Origin of the sequence: Limosilactobacillus agrestimuris, assembly GCF_943193105.1 — a bacterium.
GTDB lineage: Bacteria > Bacillota > Bacilli > Lactobacillales > Lactobacillaceae > Limosilactobacillus > Limosilactobacillus agrestimuris.
Genome location: NZ_CALPCW010000003.1, coordinates 64,669 through 84,588 on the forward strand (window position 1 = coordinate 64,669; position 19,920 = coordinate 84,588).

Here is a 19,920-nt window from a genome sequence, read left to right on the forward strand (position 1 = left end):
AACATTTTGGAGGTACATATTTTATGTCTGTTGTTACTATGAAGCAATTGCTTGAAGCCGGTGTTCACTTCGGTCACCAAACTCGCCGTTGGAACCCAAAGATGGAAGAATACATCTTCACTGAACGTAACGGTATCTACATCATTGACTTACAAAAGACTGTTAAGTTGATTGATACTGCTTACAACTACATGAAGGATGTTGCTGCTAATGGCGGTGTTGTTCTTTTTGTTGGTACTAAGAAGCAAGCTCAAGACTCAATCGAAGAAGAAGCTACCCGTGCAGGTCAATACTACGTTAACCACCGTTGGTTAGGTGGTACTTTGACCAACTGGAAGACTATCCAATCACGGATTGCTCGTTTGAAGGAATTGAAGAAGATGTCTGAAGACGGCACTTTTGATGTTCTTCCAAAGAAGGAAGTTGCTGTTTTGACTAAGCAACGTGAAAAGCTTGAACGTTTCTTAGGTGGTATTGAAGATATGCCAAAGATGCCTGATGTAATGTTCATTGTGGATCCACACAAGGAACAAATCGCTGTTAAGGAAGCACAAAAGCTTCACATTCCAATCGTTGCCATGGTTGATACTAACACTGACCCAGACGACATCGACTACGTAATTCCATCAAACGATGATGCTATTCGTGCCGTTCGTCTTATCACTTCAAAGATGGCTGATGCTGTTATCGAAGGTAAGCAAGGTCAAGATGACAACAAGCAAGCTGATACTAACGACGCTGCCGAAGAACACGAAGAAGTTTCTGAAGATTCATTAAAGAACCTTAAGAACAGTGTTGAAGGTAAGTAATTAAACGATAATTAAGTATTAAATACTTGGGCTGTTTGCGTACGGACCATTGTGGCCTGAGTACCAAATGGCCTTTTTTATTAAAAAGTTAACGAAGGAGAGATCTAATCATGGCTGAAATTAAAGCTGCTCAAGTTATGGAATTACGTAAGAAATCTGGTGCCGGTATCATGGATGCCAAGAAGGCATTAGTTGCTAGTGATGGTGATATGGATAAGGCAATGGATTACTTACGTGAAAAGGGTATTGCAAAGGCTGCTAAGAAGAGTGACCGCGTTGCTGCTGAAGGTTTAGCTGACATTGCTGTTAGTGGTAACACAGCTGCTATCGTTGAATTAAACTCAGAAACTGACTTTGTTGCTGCAAGTGACCCATTCATGGATTTATTGAAGAAGGTTACTAAGTTAATCAGTGAAAACAAGCCAGCTAACGTTGAAGAAGCTCTTGCTATGAAGACTGAAAACGGTACTTTAAACGATGACTTGATCAGCACTACTCAAAAGACCGGTGAAAAGATTAGTCTTCGTCGTTTTGAAGTTGTTGAAAAGGAAGACGGCGACAGTTTCGGTGCCTACCTTCACCAAGGTGGCCAAATTGCTGCCCTTGTTGTTCTTGAAGGCGGAAATGAAGATGCAGCTAAGGATGTTGCTATGCATGTTGCTGCTATCAACCCTGAATTCATGACTCGTGACGATGTATCCCAAGACCGTCTTGACCATGAACGTGAAGTCTTCAAGGAAGAAACCTTGAACGAAGGCAAGCCTGCTAAGATTGTTGACAAGATTGTTGAAGGTCGTTTAAACAAGTTCCTTTCACAAATTTGCTTGGCTGACCAAGACTTTGTTAAGAACCCAGACCAAACCGTTGCTGAATTCGTATCTGCTAACGATGGTAAGTTGAAGTCATTTGTTCGTTACGAAGTTGGTGAAGGAATCGAAAAGAAGCAAGATGACTTTGCTCAAGAAGTTAAGGACCAAATGAACTAAACAACGTTCGGCTAGAAAGGGCGTACTCTTTGAAGTGCGCCTTTTTTTGAAAACAATACCATTAGGAGGTAGGTTTATGTCAGACATTAAATACAATCGTGTCATTTTAAAGCTTAGTGGTGAAGCTCTTGCTGGTGAAAAGGGCTTTGGAATTAACCCACCAGTGCTTAAAGATGTCGCTAAGGAATTAAAGGAAGTCCATGATTTAGGTGTTCAAATTGCCATTGTTGTTGGTGGTGGAAACATGTGGCGTGGTGTTACAGGTGCAGAACTTGGAATGGAACGTGCACAGGCTGACTACATTGGAATGTTAGCAACAATTATGAACGCATTATCACTTCAAGACGCATTGGAATCACTTGATGTTCCAACACGGGTCCAAACCTCTATTGAAATGCGTCAAATCGCTGAACCATATATTCGGCGGAAGGCTATTCGTCACCTTGAAAAGGATCGGATCGTGATCTTTGCTGGTGGTACTGGAAGTCCTTACTTCTCAACTGATACTACCGCTGCATTGCGTGCTGCTGAAATTAATGCTGATGCTATTCTTATGGGTAAGAATGGTGTTGATGGTGTTTATAGTGCAGATCCAAATAAGGATTCAAGCGCGGTTAAGTTTGATCACTTAACCCACATGGAATTAATCGAAAAGAACTTACACGTTATGGATACCACTGCAAGTTCACTTTCAATGGATAACCATATTCCATTAGTTGTATTTAACCTGAATACTCCCGGCAATATTATGAAAGTTGTTAAGGGACAAGAAGTTGGAACCACGATTGAGGGGGATTAACTTATGGCTACAGGAAAGCAAATTTTAAATGAAGCAAAGGATAAAATGGCCAAGTCAGGCGATGCATTACGTCGGACCTTAGCTGATATCCGTGCCGGACGGGCAAACGCAAGCCTGCTTAATGGTGTTAAGGTGGACTACTACGGTGCACCTACTCCATTAAACCAAGTGGCGTCAATTACAATCCCTGAAGCCCGGCAATTACTTGTTACTCCATATGATGAAAGCTCATTGGACAACATTGAAAAGGCAATTTATGCTGCTAACCTTGGCTTGACACCACAAAATGATGGTTCAGCTATTCGAATTTTGATTCCACAACTCACTGAAGAGCGGCGGAAAGAACTCGTTAAGGATGTTAAGGCTGAACTTGAAAAGGCTAAGGTTGCCGTTCGGAATGTCCGTCGTGAAGCAATGGACGACTTGAAGAAGGGTAACAAAGATGGTGACTTCAATGATGACGAATTCCATGATCTTGAAAAGAAGGTTCAAGCAGAAACCGATAATGGAATTAAGAACCTTGAAGGCATTGCTGCTGATAAGGAAAAGGAATTAATGGGTTAATTTAATATCTCCGTTGTTTTAGAAGAGCGAAAAGCGAGTTGGGAAACTAGTTCGTTTTCGCTCTTTTTTTAGTTAGGGTTGGCTTTTCGCCCCAATACATTTATAATTGACAAGTAGTTTTTACTTTAAATCCAAAATTTTGTCTGGAGGAACTGTTTTGTTTGGCAAAAAAGAAGTATCCTCAACTAGTAATGCAAAGTTAGATCCAACACGAATTCCTAACCATATTGCAATTATTATGGATGGAAATGGTCGGTGGGCGCAAAAACGTCACTTGCCACGGGTCGCTGGTCATAAGCAGGGAATGCAGACTGTGAAGGCCGTGACGATTGCTGCTAGTGAATTAGGGGTAAAAGTTCTTTCACTCTATGCTTTCTCAACTGAGAATTGGAAGCGACCATCGAGTGAAGTTAATTATTTAATGCAATTACCAATCAAGTTCTTTTCAACCTTTGTTCCGGATCTAGTTAAACATAACGTCCGGGTAATGGTGATGGGAGATATCACCAAGTTACCTGCTGGGACTCAAAAGGCGGTTAACGATGCGATTAAAGATACTGCCGATTGTGATGGGATGATTTTGAATTTTGCTTTGAATTATGGCAGTCGCGATGAAATTATTCGGGCCACTAAACACATTGCCGGAAAGGTGGCCGCTGGCGAGATTAGTAGTGAACAGATTGATGAACAGCTACTTTCGCAGAATATGATGTCAGCAAAGTTAGGTGATTTAGCTGATCCTGATCTCCTAATTCGAACTAGTGGTGAAGAACGAATTAGTAATTTTATGCTCTGGCAGATTGCTTACAGTGAATTAGAATTTACTGATGTCTACTGGCCCGACTTTAATCGCGCTTCTTTGGAAGATGCCATTATTGAGTTTCAAGGACGTCATCGTCGTTATGGCGGCTTAAAAAATAATTAAGTTTGGGGAGAAAAACATTGAAAACACGGATAATTACTGCTGTTGTTGGTTTAGCGATCTTCATTCCGCTAATTGTTTATGGTCATTGGCCATTAACAATTGCCGCAATTGTGCTGGGCATTGTTGCAATGAGTGAAATCCTGGCAATGAAGAAAATGTTTCTGATTTCGTTTGAGGCCATTGTCTCTTACTTAGGAGTAGCGTTGTTAGTCCTTCCTGATGGTTGGCTAGATTTCTTACCTAGTGTCGCTACCAGGTGGTTTGCATTTTATTTTTTAGTAATCTTATTACTATTACATACCGTAATTCGTAAACAGCGTTTTACCTTTGATGATGCTGGGGTATTAACGTTAGCGATGCTTTACATTGGCCTTGGTTTTCGTTATTTTGTAGAAGCACGGGCCGTAAACTTCCAAACATTGTTGTACGGGATGTTAATTGTCTGGATTACCGATAGTGGTGCTTACCTTATTGGACGAAAGATCGGAAAGAATAAGTTGGCACCAAAGATTAGTCCTAATAAGACTTGGGAAGGTTCAATTGGCGGAACGGTTGCCGCAACAATCATTCTTGCTATTTACCTCTACTTTATTCCGGTTGGCGGTTCATTTATCCCAATGGTTTGCTTGACGTTAGTCTTATCGATTATGGGACAATTTGGTGATCTGATTGAATCATCACTCAAGCGTTTTTATGGTGTGAAGGATTCCGGAAAGATTCTACCAGGACATGGTGGTATTCTTGACCGGTTTGATAGTATGTTAATCGTTATGCCGATGATGCACCTCTTAGGTATTATTTAATTCTGAAAGAAGAAGGGATTTTGTGATAATAACAATCATCACCTTTATAATCGTTTTCGGAATATTAGTCTTAGTTCATGAATTTGGACACTATTATTTTGCAAAACGTGCGGGAATCCTCGTCCGCGAATTTTCAATTGGAATGGGGCCCAAGATCTGGTGGAAACAATCCGGTGGAACAACTTACACGATCCGGATTTTACCATTAGGTGGTTATGTTCGCCTTGCTGGTGCAGATGACGAGGATGAAGATGAATTACGTCCTGGGACGCCAGTAACAATTCAATTAAACGATCAAGACCTTGTTACTAACATTAACGCAAGTCAAAAGACAACCCTTTTTCAAGGAATTCCGCTACAAGTTGTTGATTCTGATTTAGTCAATGGCTTATGGATTAAGGGATATGTTAATGGTGATGAGAATGATCTTAAGACGTATAATGTTGCTCATGATGCTTTGATTACGGAACACGATGGGACTGTTGTCCAAATTGCGCCAAAGGATGTTCAGTTTAATTCAGCTAGTTTGCCAGCCCGGATGATGACCAACTTTGCGGGACCAATGAATAACTTTATCTTATCTCTTGTCGTTTTCATTATTCTTGGTTTCCTTCTCAGTGGTGGTGTTCCGGTAAATAGCAATAAGATTGGTCACGTTAATTCAAGCTCAATTGCAGCTCGTGCAGGGCTTGCAAGTGGTGATCGAATTATCCGTGTTAACCATACTAAAATTGAGAACTGGACAGATCTTTCGACCGCAATTTCAAGTCATCCTGGAAAAAAGATTACGGTAAATTATGAGCACAATGGTAAACAGCACACCACTTCAATGGTTCCTAAGACTGTTAAACAATCAAATCAAAAGATTGGTCAAATTGGGATCCTGGAAGAAACGGATAAGAGTTTCTCAGCCCGAATTAATTTTGGCTGGCAACGATTTGTTGAAGCCGGAACATTAATCTTTAGTGTTCTCGGTCATATGTTTACCCATGGTTTCTCATTAAATGATCTTGGGGGACCGGTTGCTATTTATGCTGGAACATCACAGGCGACATCACTTGGTTTTACGGGAGTATTGAACTTCTTAGCATTACTTTCGATTAACTTGGGGATTGTTAACTTGCTGCCAATTCCAGCTCTCGATGGTGGGAAATTATTACTAAACATCATCGAAGCGATTATTCGGCGCCCAATTCCAGAAAAGGCTGAAGGAATTGTGACGATGATCGGCTTTTTCTTGCTATTAGTATTAATGATTTTGGTTACGTGGAATGACATTCAACGTTATTTCATTCGATAAGGGAAAAGGAGTATTTGTATGCTACAATCAAAGATTTTAATTCCAACAAAAAAGGAAGCACCAAGTGATGCAGAGGCACTTAGTCATAAGATGATGGTTCGGGCTGGGTATATTTACCAGGTTTCCGCTGGTGTCTGGGCTTACTTGCCAATGGCTTACCGGGTTATTCGGAAAGTTGAAAATATTATTCGCCAAGAAATGGATAAAGCAGGTGCCGTTGAAATGATGATGCCAGCATTACTTCCTGCTGACTTATGGAAGGAATCTGGTAGGTACGAAAGCTATGGCGATAACCTCTTTAAACTAAAGGATCGTCGTGATCGCGATTTTATTATGGGACCAACTCATGAAGAAACCTTTACTGAAGTTATCCGGGATAGCATTAAGTCTTACAAGAAGTTACCCCTTGTTGTTTACCAATTGCAAGATAAGTTCCGTGATGAAGATCGTCCACGTTATGGAATCCTCCGTGGTAAAGAATTTGAAATGCTTGATGGTTACTCATTCTCTGCTGACCAAGCGGGATTGGACCAAGCATATGATCTTCAAGCTAAGGCTTACCGGAACATCTTTGACCGGATTGGCTTGAACTATAAGGTAATCTTGGCTGATTCAGGTACAATGGGTGGTAAGAACTCTCAAGAATTCTCCGCTCCAGCCGAAGTTGGGGAAGATATTATTGCTTATACTGACGGTGACTACGCTGCAAACTTGGAAAAGGCTACTAGCAAGTTCACAGAGGTTCAACAAACTGATGAACCAAAGGAACTTGAAAAGAAGCCAACTCCTGGCGCTCACAGTGTAGATGAAGCGGCAGAAAGCCTTGGGATTGATCCAAGCCAAATTATTAAGACAATGTTCTACATTGCTAAGATGAGTGAGGAAGAATCAGAACCAGTTCTCGTTTTAATGCGTGGTAACGATGAAGTTAACGAAGCAAAGTTGAAGGATGAACTGGGTTGTGAGGAATTAACCCTGGCTAGTGAAGAAGATGCTATAAAGTACCTTGGTGCACATCCGGGTTCACTTGGACCAGTTAACGTTGATGACAACATCAAAATTTATGCTGATAATTACGTTAAGGTAATGGTTAACATGGCTTGTGGTGCAAATGAGGATGGTTACCACTACATTAACGCTAATATTGACCGGGACTTCCGTGTTGATAAATTTGGTGATTTCCGGAATGTTAAGGAAGGTGAAATTGCCCCAGACGGCCACCCAATTAAGTTCACTCCCGGAATCGAGATTGGTCACATCTTTAAATTAGGGACTCACTACTCCCATAAGCTTGGCGCTCAAGTCCTTGATAATAACGGTCGCTTAGTGGACGTTATTATGGGAAGTTACGGAATCGGTGTTAGTCGGTTACTTTCTGCGGTTGCGGAACAAACTGCTGACGAAAATGGTTTGGTTTGGCCTGATAGTATTGCCCCATTTGATGTTCACGTTATTCCTGTAAATGCCAAGAAGGCTGACCAAATGGAAATGGCTAATGAAATCACTGCTAACTTAGAAAAAGCTGGTTATGAGGTCCTATTAGATGATCGTAAAGAACGTGCCGGTGTTAAGTTTGCTGATTCTGACTTAATTGGGTTACCAATTCGGGTTACTGTTGGTAAAAAGGCTGCCGACGGGATTGTTGAAATTAAGATTCGGAAGACTGGTGAAACAGTCGAAGTTAAGACCGAAGAAGTTGCTGATACTGTTGGTATTTTGCTTAAGCAACTTAGTGGACAAGATGCTAATGAAGCTAAATAATTAGTCTAATCATTAATTTGTGGTAGCGATGGTAAAGTTTAACTTATCAACGCACCACTTTTTTATTGTAGGAGGATACAAGTGAGCTTATCGCGACAAGAATTATTTCAAAAGTTACTTGAACAAATTCACTTTCCAGAAAAAGATAATCCGGCCTTTCGTGATGCAAAGGTTCAATCAGTTGTGGTGCATAAGGATTCACGGCTATGGGAATTTCACTTAATGATGCGCCAACCATTACCGTTTAACCTCTTTAATGATTTTGGGAATGCCTTAAAAATGGGTTTTCGTGACATTGCCAATACACAGGTAAAAATTAGTAGTCCAATGACTGAACTTGATTCTAAGTTGATTGGAGATTACTGGGAATATGTAGTTCGTCATACTGCTCCTGATTCACCAATGACCCAGCAAGTTTGCACCCAAACTGCACCAGAAGTAAAAGATGGTCGGGTTACCCTTGTTATTGAAAATGAAATGATGAAGGAATTTCTTACCAAAAACGTTCTCGGAAAAATTGAAGAGTACTACGTTGAGCTTGGCTTTCCTAAGTTTCGGATTCACCCCTTTGTTGACGAGTCAGCTTCTGAAGCACGGATTAAGGAGCTAAAGGCTAAGCATGAAGCTGCGGATGCTAAACTGGCAGCTAAGGCAATGGAACAGATTAAAAAGAATAATGTTGCCAAGAAGAAAAAGCAGCAAAAGGCGGTTGCTCCTGCCGACGGGCCAGTTCAACTTGGTCGGCTAATAAATGATTCTCAAGAAGTTAAGCAGATGAAGGACATTGTTGAAGAAGAACGATCGGTCGTTGTTGAAGGATATGTCTTCAATACCGAGGTTCGTGAATTACGTTCGGGGAGACAACTGCTTACTTTTGAAATTACTGATTATACTTCATCATTTGCCGTAAAGAAGTTCTCCCGGAATGAAGCAGATGAGGCCCAATTTGCAAATATTAAAGCTGGTATGTGGCTTAAAGTTCGCGGACCTGTTCAAGAGGACACCTGGATGCATGATTTAGTTATCAATGCATTTGACGTGAATGAAATTAAACATGAAGAACGTCAAGATAAGGCTCCTGCTGACGATAAGCGGATCGAACTTCATACTCACTCTGAAATGAGCCAAATGGATGCCACTAATTCAATTACCGAACTGACTGGTCGAGCTCATTCATGGGGACATCCTGCAATCGCAATTACGGATCATGCCGACGTTCAGGCCTTTCCAGAAGCGTTTAAGGCGGCTAAAAAGTTTGGAATAAAGATGCTCTATGGTGTTGAAGCTAACGTTGTTGATGATGGGATTCCGTTAGTTTATAACGAAAATGACACCCCTCTTGATGGTCAAACATATGTTATCTTTGACGTGGAAACAACGGGTCTTTCCGCAATTTATGATAAAGTAATTGAACTTTCTGCTTCAAAGATGAAAGATGGTGAAGTCTTAGAGCGGTTCGATGAATTTATTGATCCTGGTTTTCCACTTTCTGAAGAAACTACCAATTTAACGTCAATCACCGATGAAATGGTCAAGGGATCGAAAAGTGAGGAAGAGGTCTTTAAGATGTTTAAGGACTTCTGTAAGGGCTGCATCATTGCCGGACATAACGTTTCCTTTGATATGGGGTTCATGAATACCGGATATCGACGACACAATATGGAGGAAATTACGGCACCAGTTATTGATACTCTTCCACTTGCGCGCTTCCTTTACCCTCACATGCGGGGCTACCGGTTAAATACTCTGAGTAAAAAGTTTAAGGTTGCGCTTGAACACCACCACCGGGCAAATTACGATGCTGAAGCGACCGGAAAACTGCTCCACATTTTCTTGAAGAATGCAGAAAAGCGTTATGGGATCAAGAAAATTAGTGATCTAAATAAGCATATGGCAGATAACGATGCTTACCGCCATGCGCGACCATTCCATGTTACTATTTTGGCCCAGACTCAAGCGGGGTTGAAGAATCTCTATAAGTTAGTTTCGATGTCGAATGTTAAATACTTTGCCCGGGTGCCACGGATTCCCCGGAGTGTTCTAACTAAGTACCGGAAAGGTTTGATTTTGGGGACTGCGTGTTCATCTGGTGAAGTGTTTACCGCAATGATGGAGAAAGGCTTCACGGAGGCCGAACAAAAGGCGAAATATTATGACTTTATTGAAGTTCAACCGAAGCCAAATTATCTCCCGTTGATGGAACAAAAGGTGATTGCTAATGATGCCCACCTGGAAGATATTTTGAAGAACATGGTTAAACTTGGTGAGAACCTAGATAAGCCAGTTGTTGCAACAGGGGATGTCCATTATTTGGATGCTCATGATGCAATTTACCGGAAGATTTTAATTAATTCCCAGGGTGGTGCAAACCCACTAAACAGAACGAGTCGGCCGGATGTTCATTTCAGGACAACCGACGAAATGCTAAATGAATTTAGTTTCCTTGATGATGATCTGGCGCACCAAATTGTTGTTACGAATACCCATAAAGTTGCGGATATGATTGATGATGATATCAGTCCAGTCAAGGATAAACTTTATACGCCGCATATGAAGGGTGCAGAACAAGAAATCCAGGACCGGACCTGGGATACCGCTAAAAGGTGGTATGGCGATCCGTTGCCAAGAATTGTCAAGGACCGGGTTGAACTTGAGCTAAATAGTATCGTTAAAAACGGTTTCTCAGTTATCTACTTAATTGCCCAGCGGTTGGTAGCAAAGTCGAATAAAGACGGATACCTGGTAGGTTCTCGTGGTTCTGTTGGTTCGAGTGTGGTTGCAACCCTTTCTGGAATTACGGAAGTTAACCCGTTGCCACCACATTACCGGTGTCCAAAGTGTCACTATTCTCACTTCTACACTAAGGGGGAATATAGTTCTGGCTTTGACCTTCCTGAAAAGAATTGTCCGCGTTGTGGGACATTATTGGTTAAAGATGGTCATGATATCCCATTCCAAACTTTCTTAGGGTTTAAGGGGAATAAGGTTCCAGATATTGATTTGAACTTCTCCGGAGATTACCAACCGATTGCCCATAACTACATGAAAGTCCTGTTTGGTGAAAAGAACGTATTCCGTGCGGGAACGATTGGTACGGTTGCCGATAAGACTGCTTACGGGTACGTTAAAGCTTACGAACGAGACACCGATAAGCAGTTCCGGGGGGCAGAAGAGGATCGTCTTTCCCACGGTGCCACTGGGGTAAAGCGGACGACTGGTCAGCACCCGGCGGGAATTATTATTGTCCCCGATGATATGGAGATCTATGATTTTACGCCGGTTCAATACCCAGCAGATGATCAAAATGCCGCCTGGGAAACAACCCACTTTGATTTCCACTCAATCCACGATAATATTTTGAAGATGGATATCCTGGGACATGATGACCCAACGATGATTCGTGCGCTACAGGATTTATCTGGTGTTGATCCACAAACCATTCCAATGAATGACCCTGGTGTGATGAGCCTCTTCTCTAGTCCTAAAGCCTTAGGAGTTACCGAAGAACAAATCCAAAGTAAGACAGGGACACTTGGATTGCCAGAGTTCGGGACTCGTTTTGTGCGGGGGATGCTTGAAGATACCCACCCGAAAAATTATTCTCAGTTATTACAGATTTCTGGACTTTCTCACGGGACAGGTGTGTGGTTGGATAACGCACAAGAGCTGATTAAGCAAGGAGTCGCAACGATTGCCAACGTGATCGGATGTCGTGATAACATTATGACCGACTTGATTCACTATGGCCTTGATTCTGAAACGTCCTTCCAGGTAATGGAATCAGTGCGGCACGGACGTGGTATTCCAGATGAATGGCAAAAGAAGATGCGGGACGTAAATGTTCCACAATGGTACATGGATTCTTGCCTGAAGATTAAGTACATGTTCCCGCGGGCCCACGCGGCAGCCTATGTCTTAATGGCGTTACGAATTGCCTACTTTAAGGTTTACTTCCCGTTAGTTTATTACTGTGCATTCTTCTCTGTTCGGGCTGATGATTTCGATGTCGTTGCCATGTCTCACGGTAAGGATGCGGTTAAGACACGGATGAAAGAAATCAACGACCAAGGGAATGATGCTAGTGCAAAGGATAAGAGTTTATTAACAATCCTTGAATTGGCAAATGAAATGCTAGAGCGGGGCTTTAAGTTCAAGATGGTTGATCTCGAACGGTCAGATGCAAGCGACTGGTTAATTGATGGTGATTCATTAATTGCGCCATTCCGGGCAGTCCCTGGTTTAGGATTAAACGTTGCTAAGCAAATTGTTGCTGCACGGGAAGAAAAGGAATTCTTATCCAAGCAGGACCTTGCTGAACGGGGAAAGGTTTCACAAACAATTATTGACTTCCTAACGGAGAATCATGTTCTAGATGGCCTGCCTGATGAAAACCAGCTAAGCCTCTTCTAAGCATCGCGGCTTGCTAGTTGTAATTGTTCATGCTATAATATACATGGTAAATAACCCGTTGGAGTGAGCAGAGATGCTCGCTCTTTTTATTGCAAACAATGGAGGTGACGCAGTTGAGCAATGTCGTTGAAACAGTAACTGAATTAGCAGAACCAATCTTAGCAAAGCATGGTTGCTACCTTTATGATCTTGAATTCGTTAAGGAAGGTAAAAGCTGGTACTTACGGGTTTATGTTGATAAGGATGGGGGAGTAACTCTAGAAGACTGTGCGGATATTAGTGATGAATTGAGTGAAGCACTCGACAATACTGAACCGGATCCGATCCCTCAAGCATATTTCCTTGAGGTTTCTTCACCAGGTGCCGAACGGCCATTGAAGAAGGAAGCCGACTATGAGCGAGCAGTGAATGATTATATTCATATTTCCCTTTACCAACAAGTTGAAGGGAAGAAGGTTTATGAAGGAACATTAGTTGACCTTAAGCCGGATGAATTAACACTGGAATACATGGATAAGACCCGTCGGCGCCAAGTAAAAATTGACCGTAAAGTGATCGCACAAGCACGGTTAGCAATCGACTTTAGTAAGATTTAAAGGGAGTGTTAAAAGGTGAGCAAAACAAAAGTAAACACTGAAATGATCGCCGCTCTTGATTACCTTGAAAAGGAGAAAGGAATCAAGAAGGATGTTGTTGTTGAGGCTTTGGAACAAGCCCTAGAATTAGCTTATAAGCAAAACTACGGTGAAAAGAACGTTGAAGTAGACTTTGACGGAGTTACCGGTAACATTAAGGTTTATGCCGTTAAGACTATTACCGATAATGAAGACCTGGTCGAAGAAGACGATAACGAATACATGAGCCTTGCTGATGCACGAAAGTTGCCTCACGGTCAAGGATACGATGTTGGTGACGAAATCCGTGAAGAAGTTACCCCACGTGACTTCGGCCGAATTGCTGCACAAACTGCCAAGCAAGTAGTTATGCAACGGTTGCGTGAAGAAGAACGGAAGATCATTTACAATAAGTACAAGACTTACGAAAACGAAATTATCACTGGTGAAGTTTCCCGTGAGGATAAGCGCTTTACGTGGGTTGATCTTGGTGATGGTGTTGAAGGTGCAATGGGTTATCGTGACAAGATGCCAAATGAACACTACCACATCCATGATCGGATCCAGGTTTATGTTTCAAAGGTAAATGATGATCGTCGTGGTCCACAAATCTTCGTTAGTCGGACAGCCCCAGAATTATTAAAGCGGCTATTTGAACGTGAAGTTCCTGAAATTAAGGATGGAACTGTTTTAATTGAAAATATTGCGCGGGAAGCTGGAGATCGAGCTAAGGTTGCTGTGTACTCAAATGATCCAAACGTTGACCCTGTTGGTACTTGTGTAGGTCCTCGAGGTTCACGTGTTCAAGCCATTGTTAATGAACTTGATGGCGAAAACATGGATATCGTTGAATACGTTAAGGATCCAGCACAATTCATTGCTAATGCACTTAATCCAGCAGAAGTTCTCGATGTGATCTTTAATGAACCAGAAGAACCAACAACTGAAGAACAACCTGCAGAAGAAGCAAGTGATAATTCAGCAGCTACTGAAAGTAGTGAAGTATCAAGTGAAGAAAATTCAGAAGCACCAGCAACAACTACTTCTGTAGAACGCTCTTGTACCGTTGTTGTTCCTGACAGCCAACTTTCTCTTGCAATTGGTAAGCGAGGTCAAAATGCTCGGTTAGCTGCACGTTTGACAAAGTACAAGATCGACATTAAGCCAGCTTCTGAAATGGAAGATAGTGTCGATGTAGACGAAGACGAAACTGACGCTTCAGAAGAATAAAGCAGCGGGGTGAAATAAATGAAAAAGAGAAAAGTACCGATGCGAAAAGATATTGTTACTGGTGAAATGATGCCTAAACGACAATTGATCCGGGTAGTAAAGAACAAGGAAGGTGAAGTCTCAATCGACCCAACCGGTAAGAAGTCCGGTCGGGGTGCATACATCGCAGTTGATGTTGAGGTTGCAAAGCGCGCAAAGGATGAAAAGACCTTTGAAAAAGCCTTTCATGTTAAAATGGATGATTCATTCTACGATGAATTGATCCAATATACAGATCATTTGCAAGCACGACAAGCATTATTTGGTAACAATGAAAAATAATCAACAATCCGTTTTAAATTTACTCGGGTTAGCACGCCGCGCCAAACAAATTCAAAGTGGCGAAGGTAGTGTATTAAAATCAATTCAAACAGGAAAAGCCCAGTTTGTTTTCTTAGCAAAGGATGCTGGTTCAGCAACGATAAAAAAGTTTACAGATAAATGTAGCTTTTATCGGGTTCCGTTGTGTGAATCATTTACAAAGCAACAGCTAAGTCAAGCAATCGGACAGTCAAGAACTGTTATTTGTGTAACGCAATCTGGATTTGCAAGAAAGTTTGAGGAATTACTAACAATGAATTAAGGAGCGTGAGTACATGGCCAAAGAACGAATTTATGAATTAGCCAAAGAACTCAAGATGCCAAGCAAGAGCTTAGTAAAGGTAGCTAAGGATCAAGGAATGGATATTAAGAGCCACATGTCATCCGTAACTCCAGATCAAGCTCAAAAGCTGCGTCAAGTTGTTAAGGGAAATAATAATAGCAGCAATGGCCAATCTAAGCACCAGTCTCAAAAGCACGAGAAGAATTCTCAAGCTAAGGCTAGTCATAAAGATAACCAACGTCCAACTAGCAAGCCTAATAACCATAACAACAAGAAGAATGAACATCATGATCACAATAAGAAACATCATGAGAATAATAACCATTCTTCAAAGCAAAATAACGAAAACAATAACCGTCACCAAAATGACAACAACGGTCGCTTTGGCGGTAGCTTAAATGAATCTGGTCGAAAAGGTAAACGATTCAACAAGAAGCGGAATAAGAAGCACAATAACAATGGTCGCCTTCGTGAGGTTAAGCACCAACAACCAACTCAACGGAAGGATAAGCCGTTACCAGATGTTCTTGAATACACCGAAGGGATGAATGCTCAAGATCTTGGTAAGATTTTACACCGTTCACCAGCTGAAATTATTAAGAAGCTCTTTATGCTTGGTGTAATGATTAACCAAAACCAATCCTTAGATAAAGATACAATTGAACTGTTAGCGACAGATTATGGAATCGACGCTAAGGAAAAGGTTGAAGAAGATATTTCTGATATCGATAAGATGTTCGAAGAAGAACAGAACAACACGGATCACCTAGTTAGTCGGCCACCAGTTGTTACAGTTATGGGGCACGTTGACCATGGTAAGACCACGTTACTAGATAAGCTTCGTCATTCCCACGTTACTGAACATGAAGCCGGTGGAATTACCCAGGAAATTGGTGCCTACCAAGTTCACTACAAGGATAACTTGATCACATTCTTGGATACTCCAGGACACGCAGCCTTCACAGAAATGCGTGCGCGTGGTGCTAACGTTACTGATATTACTGTATTGGTTGTTGCCGCTGATGATGGGGTTATGCCACAAACTGTTGAAGCAATCCACCACGCTCAAGCTGCTAAGACACCAATCATTGTTGCTGTTAACAAGATTGATAAGCCGGGGGCTAATCCAGAACGAGTAATTGAAGAATTAGCTAAGTATAACTTAATCCCAGAAGACTGGGGTGGTGACACCATCTTTGTTAATATTTCAGCTAAGTTTGGTAAGAATATTGATGAATTACTTGATATGATTCAACTTCAAGCTGAAATGATGGAATTGAAGGCTAACCCAGAACAAAATGCTGCTGGTTCTGTAGTTGAAGCTCGTCTTGACCAAGGTAAGGGTTCAGTTGCTACTGTCCTTGTCCAACAAGGAACCTTGCATGTCGGTGATCCAATTGTTGTTGGGAATACCTATGGGCGTGTTCGGACCATGACAAATGAAAATGGTCGACGGATCAAGGAAGCAACACCATCAACCCCAGTGGAAATTACTGGTCTAAATTCTGTCCCAGAAGCCGGGGACCGGTTTGTTGTCTTTGATGATGAAAAGACTGCCCGGGCTGCTGGTGAAAAACGTGCCGAACAAGCACAAGAAGAAGAGCGGAAACGGACTTCTCACGTTACTTTGGACAACTTATTTGATACGATGAAGAAGGGGCAAATGAAGACTCTCCCATTGATCATTAAGGCTGATGTTCAAGGATCAGTTGAAGCATTAAGCCAAAGTCTCCAAAAGATCAAGGTCGATGGTGTTCGGGTTGATATTATTCACCAAGCCGTTGGTGCAATTAATGAATCTGATGTTACATTGGCCGAAGCTTCAAATGCGGTTATTATTGGTTTCAATGTTCGCCCAACATCCCTTGCTAAATCATTAGCAGATTCCAATAAGATTGATATCCGTCTTCACCAAGTTATCTATAATGCAATTGAAGAAGTTGAAGATGCTATGAAGGGGATGCTTGAACCTGTCTATAAAGAAGAGACAATTGGTCAGGTTGAAGTACGGCAAATCTACAAGGCATCTAAAGTTGGAACAATTGCTGGTGGAATGGTTACATCTGGTAAGATTACCCGTGATGCAAAAGTACGGTTAGTTCGTGATGGAATCGTTGTTTACAGTGGTGAACTTGGTAGCTTGAAGCGGTTTAAGGATGACGTTAAGGAAGTTAAGTCTGGCTTTGAATGTGGTTTGACAATTCAAAACTACAATGACATCAAGGAAAATGATGTTATTGAAGCTTACCAAATGAAGGAAGTACCAGTTAAGTAAACCGAGGTGAATAAAATGCCTAACAAACAATATCGTGTTGATCGGTTATCTCAAGAAATTCAACGAGACGTTGACGAAATTCTTTTGAAACGGGTTCGCGATCCTCGTGTACAAGGGGTAACCATTACTGGGGTAGATGTTACTGGAGATCTTCAACAAGCAACTATTTACTACAGTATCTTGTCTGACAAGGCTTCTGATATGGAAAAGACTCAAGCCGGTTTAGACAAAGCAACTGGTTTGATTCGGAGTGAATTAGGTGCACGGTTAAACATCTTTAAGACACCCAAAATCAAATTTGAAAGAGACAAGTCAATTGCTTATGGAAGTCGAATTGATCAATTGATCAACAAGCTTCACCAGCAAGAACAAGATAAGTAATTAAGGATGAACGGGCTGGGAGGAACGACTCCTTGGCCCGTTTTTTATGGAGTGAAAGTGTATGGACGGAATTATTCCTTTATACAAAGAACGGGGAATGACAAGCTTTGATTGCGTAAGTCGATTACGACGAATTTTAAAAACTAAAAAGATTGGTCATTCTGGAACGTTGGATCCCTCAGTTGATGGTGTTTTGCCAATCTGTGTGGGAAATGCAACTAAAGTAGTAGAATACCTGATGCAGTCTGGAAAAGAATATCAGGGTGAATTGGTAATCGGTAAAACAACGACAACCGAAGATTTTGATGGTGATGTTGTAGAAAGCAAGCCAGTTGAAGCGCCAATTAGTGATGAAAAAGTTAAGGCTGCGATGGAGAAAATGACGGGGGAGATTATTCAAATCCCCCCGATGTATTCAGCTGTAAAGGTTAACGGGAAACGCCTTTATGAATATGCCCGTGCTGGTGAAACGGTTGAGCGACCTCGCAGGAAAGCAACAATTAGTGAATTTGTAATGTGCCGGAATGAGTATGATGACAAGGCTCAAGAGCAACATGTTTACTTCAAAGTAAAATGTAGCAAAGGAACCTACATCAGGACGCTTGTTGCTGATTTAGCCCGTGCCCTTGGCTATCCTGGCGCAATGAAGTGGTTGACTCGGCTAGAAAGTGGTGGCTTTACGCTTGACCAAACCATGAGTTTAAACGATATTCAAGATGCAGTTGCTCACCAGCCAATTAATCGGCACCTTTACCCGATCGACTATGCCTTGAAGGAGTATCCATCGGTAGAATTAACCGAAGATCAATGGCAAGCTGTTCAGCATGGTGGATGGTTGAAAAAGGATGAATTATCAACGACTGCCAATGAAGTTGTTTTAAAATATAATGGTTCAACTAAGGCCTTATATCATTTGACCTCTCAAGGGTATAAACCAACAAAAATGTTCTCAGTAAAATAAAGGAGGAAGGACTAGTGGAAGTTGTAAAAATCCACCATCCATTGCAAAAAGATTTAGTTCCTGCAGGACAAGTAGTTCTAGCAATGGGCTTCTTTGACGGTGTTCACCGGGGCCACCAGCAAGTAATTGAAACTGCCAAAGAAATTGCTAATAAAGAAGGCCTTCCTTTAGCTGTCTTAACTTACGATCACGCTCCTGGAATTGTTTATCGACAGTATCCCGGTGGTTTTAAATATTTGTCGACAACCACCCGAAAATTGTCCCTATTAAGACAGCTTGGTGTTGACTTAGTATATCTCGTTAGCTTTACTTCTGCTTTTGCTAGTCTTTCACCCCAGGAATTTGTTGACCAATATTTGATTGGCTTTCATGCCAATACAGTAGTAGCAGGCTTTGATCATACTTATGGTAAAGCAGCAGTTGCAACCATGGAAAAACTACCGGAGTATGCAAAGGGACGTTTTAATGTGGTGACTGTCCCTAAATTTACCGGTAAAGGTGAACAAAAGATTGGTTCAAGTAGTATTCGTAAGGCAATTGATAACGGTAATATCGGAGTAGCTAATCGGATGTTTGGATACCGATATATGACAACGGGGATTGTTGTGCATGGATTAGCGCGAGGGAGAACTTTAGGTTTTCCGACGATTAATGTTGAAACGCCAGAGGCTGAGCGTATTCCCGGAATTGGTGTATATACGGTTCAGGTAAAAATCGGCTCAAAGTGGTATGGCGGAATGGCAAGTGTTGGCCACAATATTACTTTTGGTGATCAGAATAAGCTTACAGTTGAAATTTTCCTCTTTGATTTTAGCCAAATGGTCTATGGGGAAGAGGTACAAGTACGTTGGCTTTATTACCAACGGGGTGAGATAAAGTTTAATGGTGCAGATGAATTGGTTGCTCAGATGAATCGTGATGAGCAAGTGTCACGCGAGTACCTTAAAAAGATGGCTACTAAAAAGTATTCTTTAATATAGAAAAATAGGGTTCCAAAATTCGGACATTTTCCCGAGCTTTGGAATCCTATTCTATTAATGGCGACTTGAACGGTGACCGCCGGTTTGATTAATCTTATGAACATAGCGTTTGAATTTTGTTCCACCATCAGAAACTAACCTAAAATGACGCATTTTAGCATTGAATGGACGGTTCGATAGGCGGATAGAAACCCAACGTCGTAGGATATCTGTCATTCCGTCAAGCTGCTTGAGCAGATGTTCGTCATTGCTTTTAACCGCTGCTTCACGAATGTCAGATTGAAGGCGACTAATTAAATTATTGTGGTAGTCTAAGAGCTCTTTAGTTAACGGAGCATTCCGGTAACTGTTAAAGAGCTTCTGGATAATTCGCATGGCATCTTCAGGACCACTTGGTTGAATATATCGTTGCTTTTTATGCTTCATTGAAAAACTCCTAAATTTTCATTTGACGTTTCTTGACTTTTACTAACCAGATT

The 19,920-nt window shown here is 41.6% G+C and carries 18 protein-coding genes; 17 read left to right on the forward strand and 1 reads right to left on the reverse strand.

Annotated elements, in window-relative coordinates; translation table 11 throughout:
* The first annotated feature begins 23 nt into the window (after positions 1–23).
* From rpsB to ribF, 17 genes are all read left to right on the forward strand, one after another.
* On the forward strand, positions 24–809 hold the full coding sequence (rpsB, locus tag NFR46_RS03120; RefSeq protein WP_251574610.1) for a 30S ribosomal protein S2: 786 nt from the start codon (positions 24–26) through the stop codon (positions 807–809).
* A gap of 110 nt (positions 810–919) precedes the next feature.
* Positions 920–1,795, forward strand: coding sequence for a translation elongation factor Ts (tsf, locus tag NFR46_RS03125; RefSeq protein WP_251574612.1), 876 nt, complete (start codon positions 920–922; stop codon positions 1,793–1,795).
* 76 nt (positions 1,796–1,871) lie between these two features.
* Positions 1,872–2,594 carry a UMP kinase gene (gene pyrH, locus NFR46_RS03130; RefSeq protein ID WP_191683753.1) on the forward strand — a complete coding sequence of 241 codons (723 nt, stop codon included), beginning with the start codon at positions 1,872–1,874 and terminating at the stop codon, positions 2,592–2,594.
* Positions 2,595–2,597: 3 nt separating this feature from the next.
* Positions 2,598–3,158, forward strand: a complete 561-nt coding sequence (frr, locus tag NFR46_RS03135; RefSeq protein WP_251574614.1) for a ribosome recycling factor — start codon at positions 2,598–2,600, stop codon at positions 3,156–3,158.
* A 157-nt stretch (positions 3,159–3,315) separates the two neighbouring features.
* A complete protein-coding gene (locus NFR46_RS03140; RefSeq protein WP_251574615.1) occupies positions 3,316–4,083 on the forward strand; it encodes an isoprenyl transferase in 768 nt (255 codons plus the stop codon).
* A gap of 17 nt (positions 4,084–4,100) precedes the next feature.
* Positions 4,101–4,886, forward strand: coding sequence for a phosphatidate cytidylyltransferase (locus NFR46_RS03145; RefSeq protein ID WP_251574616.1), 786 nt, complete (start codon positions 4,101–4,103; stop codon positions 4,884–4,886).
* Between the two features lie 22 nt (positions 4,887–4,908).
* Positions 4,909–6,186, forward strand: coding sequence for an RIP metalloprotease RseP (gene rseP / locus NFR46_RS03150; RefSeq protein WP_251574618.1), 1,278 nt, complete (start codon positions 4,909–4,911; stop codon positions 6,184–6,186).
* 18 nt (positions 6,187–6,204) lie between these two features.
* The gene (locus NFR46_RS03155; protein WP_251574621.1) at positions 6,205–7,947 is read left to right on the forward strand and encodes a proline--tRNA ligase; all 1,743 of its coding nucleotides are present in this window, start codon (positions 6,205–6,207) and stop codon (positions 7,945–7,947) included.
* Between the two features lie 81 nt (positions 7,948–8,028).
* Positions 8,029–12,357 (forward strand): PolC-type DNA polymerase III, encoded by a 4,329-nt coding sequence (locus NFR46_RS03160; RefSeq protein WP_251574624.1) that lies wholly within the window; start codon positions 8,029–8,031, stop codon positions 12,355–12,357.
* Positions 12,358–12,470: 113 nt separating this feature from the next.
* Positions 12,471–12,953 (forward strand): ribosome maturation factor RimP, encoded by a 483-nt coding sequence (gene rimP / locus NFR46_RS03165; protein ID WP_251574825.1) that lies wholly within the window; start codon positions 12,471–12,473, stop codon positions 12,951–12,953.
* A gap of 15 nt (positions 12,954–12,968) precedes the next feature.
* A complete protein-coding gene (gene nusA / locus NFR46_RS03170; RefSeq protein ID WP_251574627.1) occupies positions 12,969–14,201 on the forward strand; it encodes a transcription termination factor NusA in 1,233 nt (410 codons plus the stop codon).
* An 18-nt stretch (positions 14,202–14,219) separates the two neighbouring features.
* Positions 14,220–14,522 (forward strand): RNase P modulator RnpM, encoded by a 303-nt coding sequence (gene rnpM, locus NFR46_RS03175; protein WP_251574628.1) that lies wholly within the window; start codon positions 14,220–14,222, stop codon positions 14,520–14,522.
* Positions 14,512–14,823, forward strand: a complete 312-nt coding sequence (locus NFR46_RS03180; RefSeq protein ID WP_251574630.1) for a L7Ae/L30e/S12e/Gadd45 family ribosomal protein — start codon at positions 14,512–14,514, stop codon at positions 14,821–14,823. The genes rnpM and NFR46_RS03180 overlap by 11 nt, the downstream gene beginning before the upstream one ends.
* A gap of 13 nt (positions 14,824–14,836) precedes the next feature.
* Positions 14,837–17,119: a translation initiation factor IF-2 gene (gene infB, locus NFR46_RS03185; protein ID WP_251574631.1), complete on the forward strand. Its 2,283-nt coding sequence runs from the start codon at positions 14,837–14,839 to the stop codon at positions 17,117–17,119.
* A gap of 15 nt (positions 17,120–17,134) precedes the next feature.
* Positions 17,135–17,500: a 30S ribosome-binding factor RbfA gene (gene rbfA, locus NFR46_RS03190; RefSeq protein WP_251574633.1), complete on the forward strand. Its 366-nt coding sequence runs from the start codon at positions 17,135–17,137 to the stop codon at positions 17,498–17,500.
* A 61-nt stretch (positions 17,501–17,561) separates the two neighbouring features.
* Complete coding sequence (truB, locus tag NFR46_RS03195; protein WP_251574636.1) at positions 17,562–18,461, forward strand: tRNA pseudouridine(55) synthase TruB; 900 nt, start codon at positions 17,562–17,564, stop codon at positions 18,459–18,461.
* Between the two features lie 14 nt (positions 18,462–18,475).
* Positions 18,476–19,441 (forward strand): riboflavin biosynthesis protein RibF, encoded by a 966-nt coding sequence (gene ribF, locus NFR46_RS03200; protein WP_251574637.1) that lies wholly within the window; start codon positions 18,476–18,478, stop codon positions 19,439–19,441.
* A 54-nt stretch (positions 19,442–19,495) separates the two neighbouring features.
* Here ribF and NFR46_RS03205 read toward each other — a convergent pair whose 3' ends face one another.
* Positions 19,496–19,867 carry a hypothetical protein gene (locus tag NFR46_RS03205; protein WP_251574638.1) on the reverse strand — a complete coding sequence of 124 codons (372 nt, stop codon included), beginning with the start codon at positions 19,865–19,867 and terminating at the stop codon, positions 19,496–19,498.
* Positions 19,868–19,920: the final 53 nt, after the last annotated feature.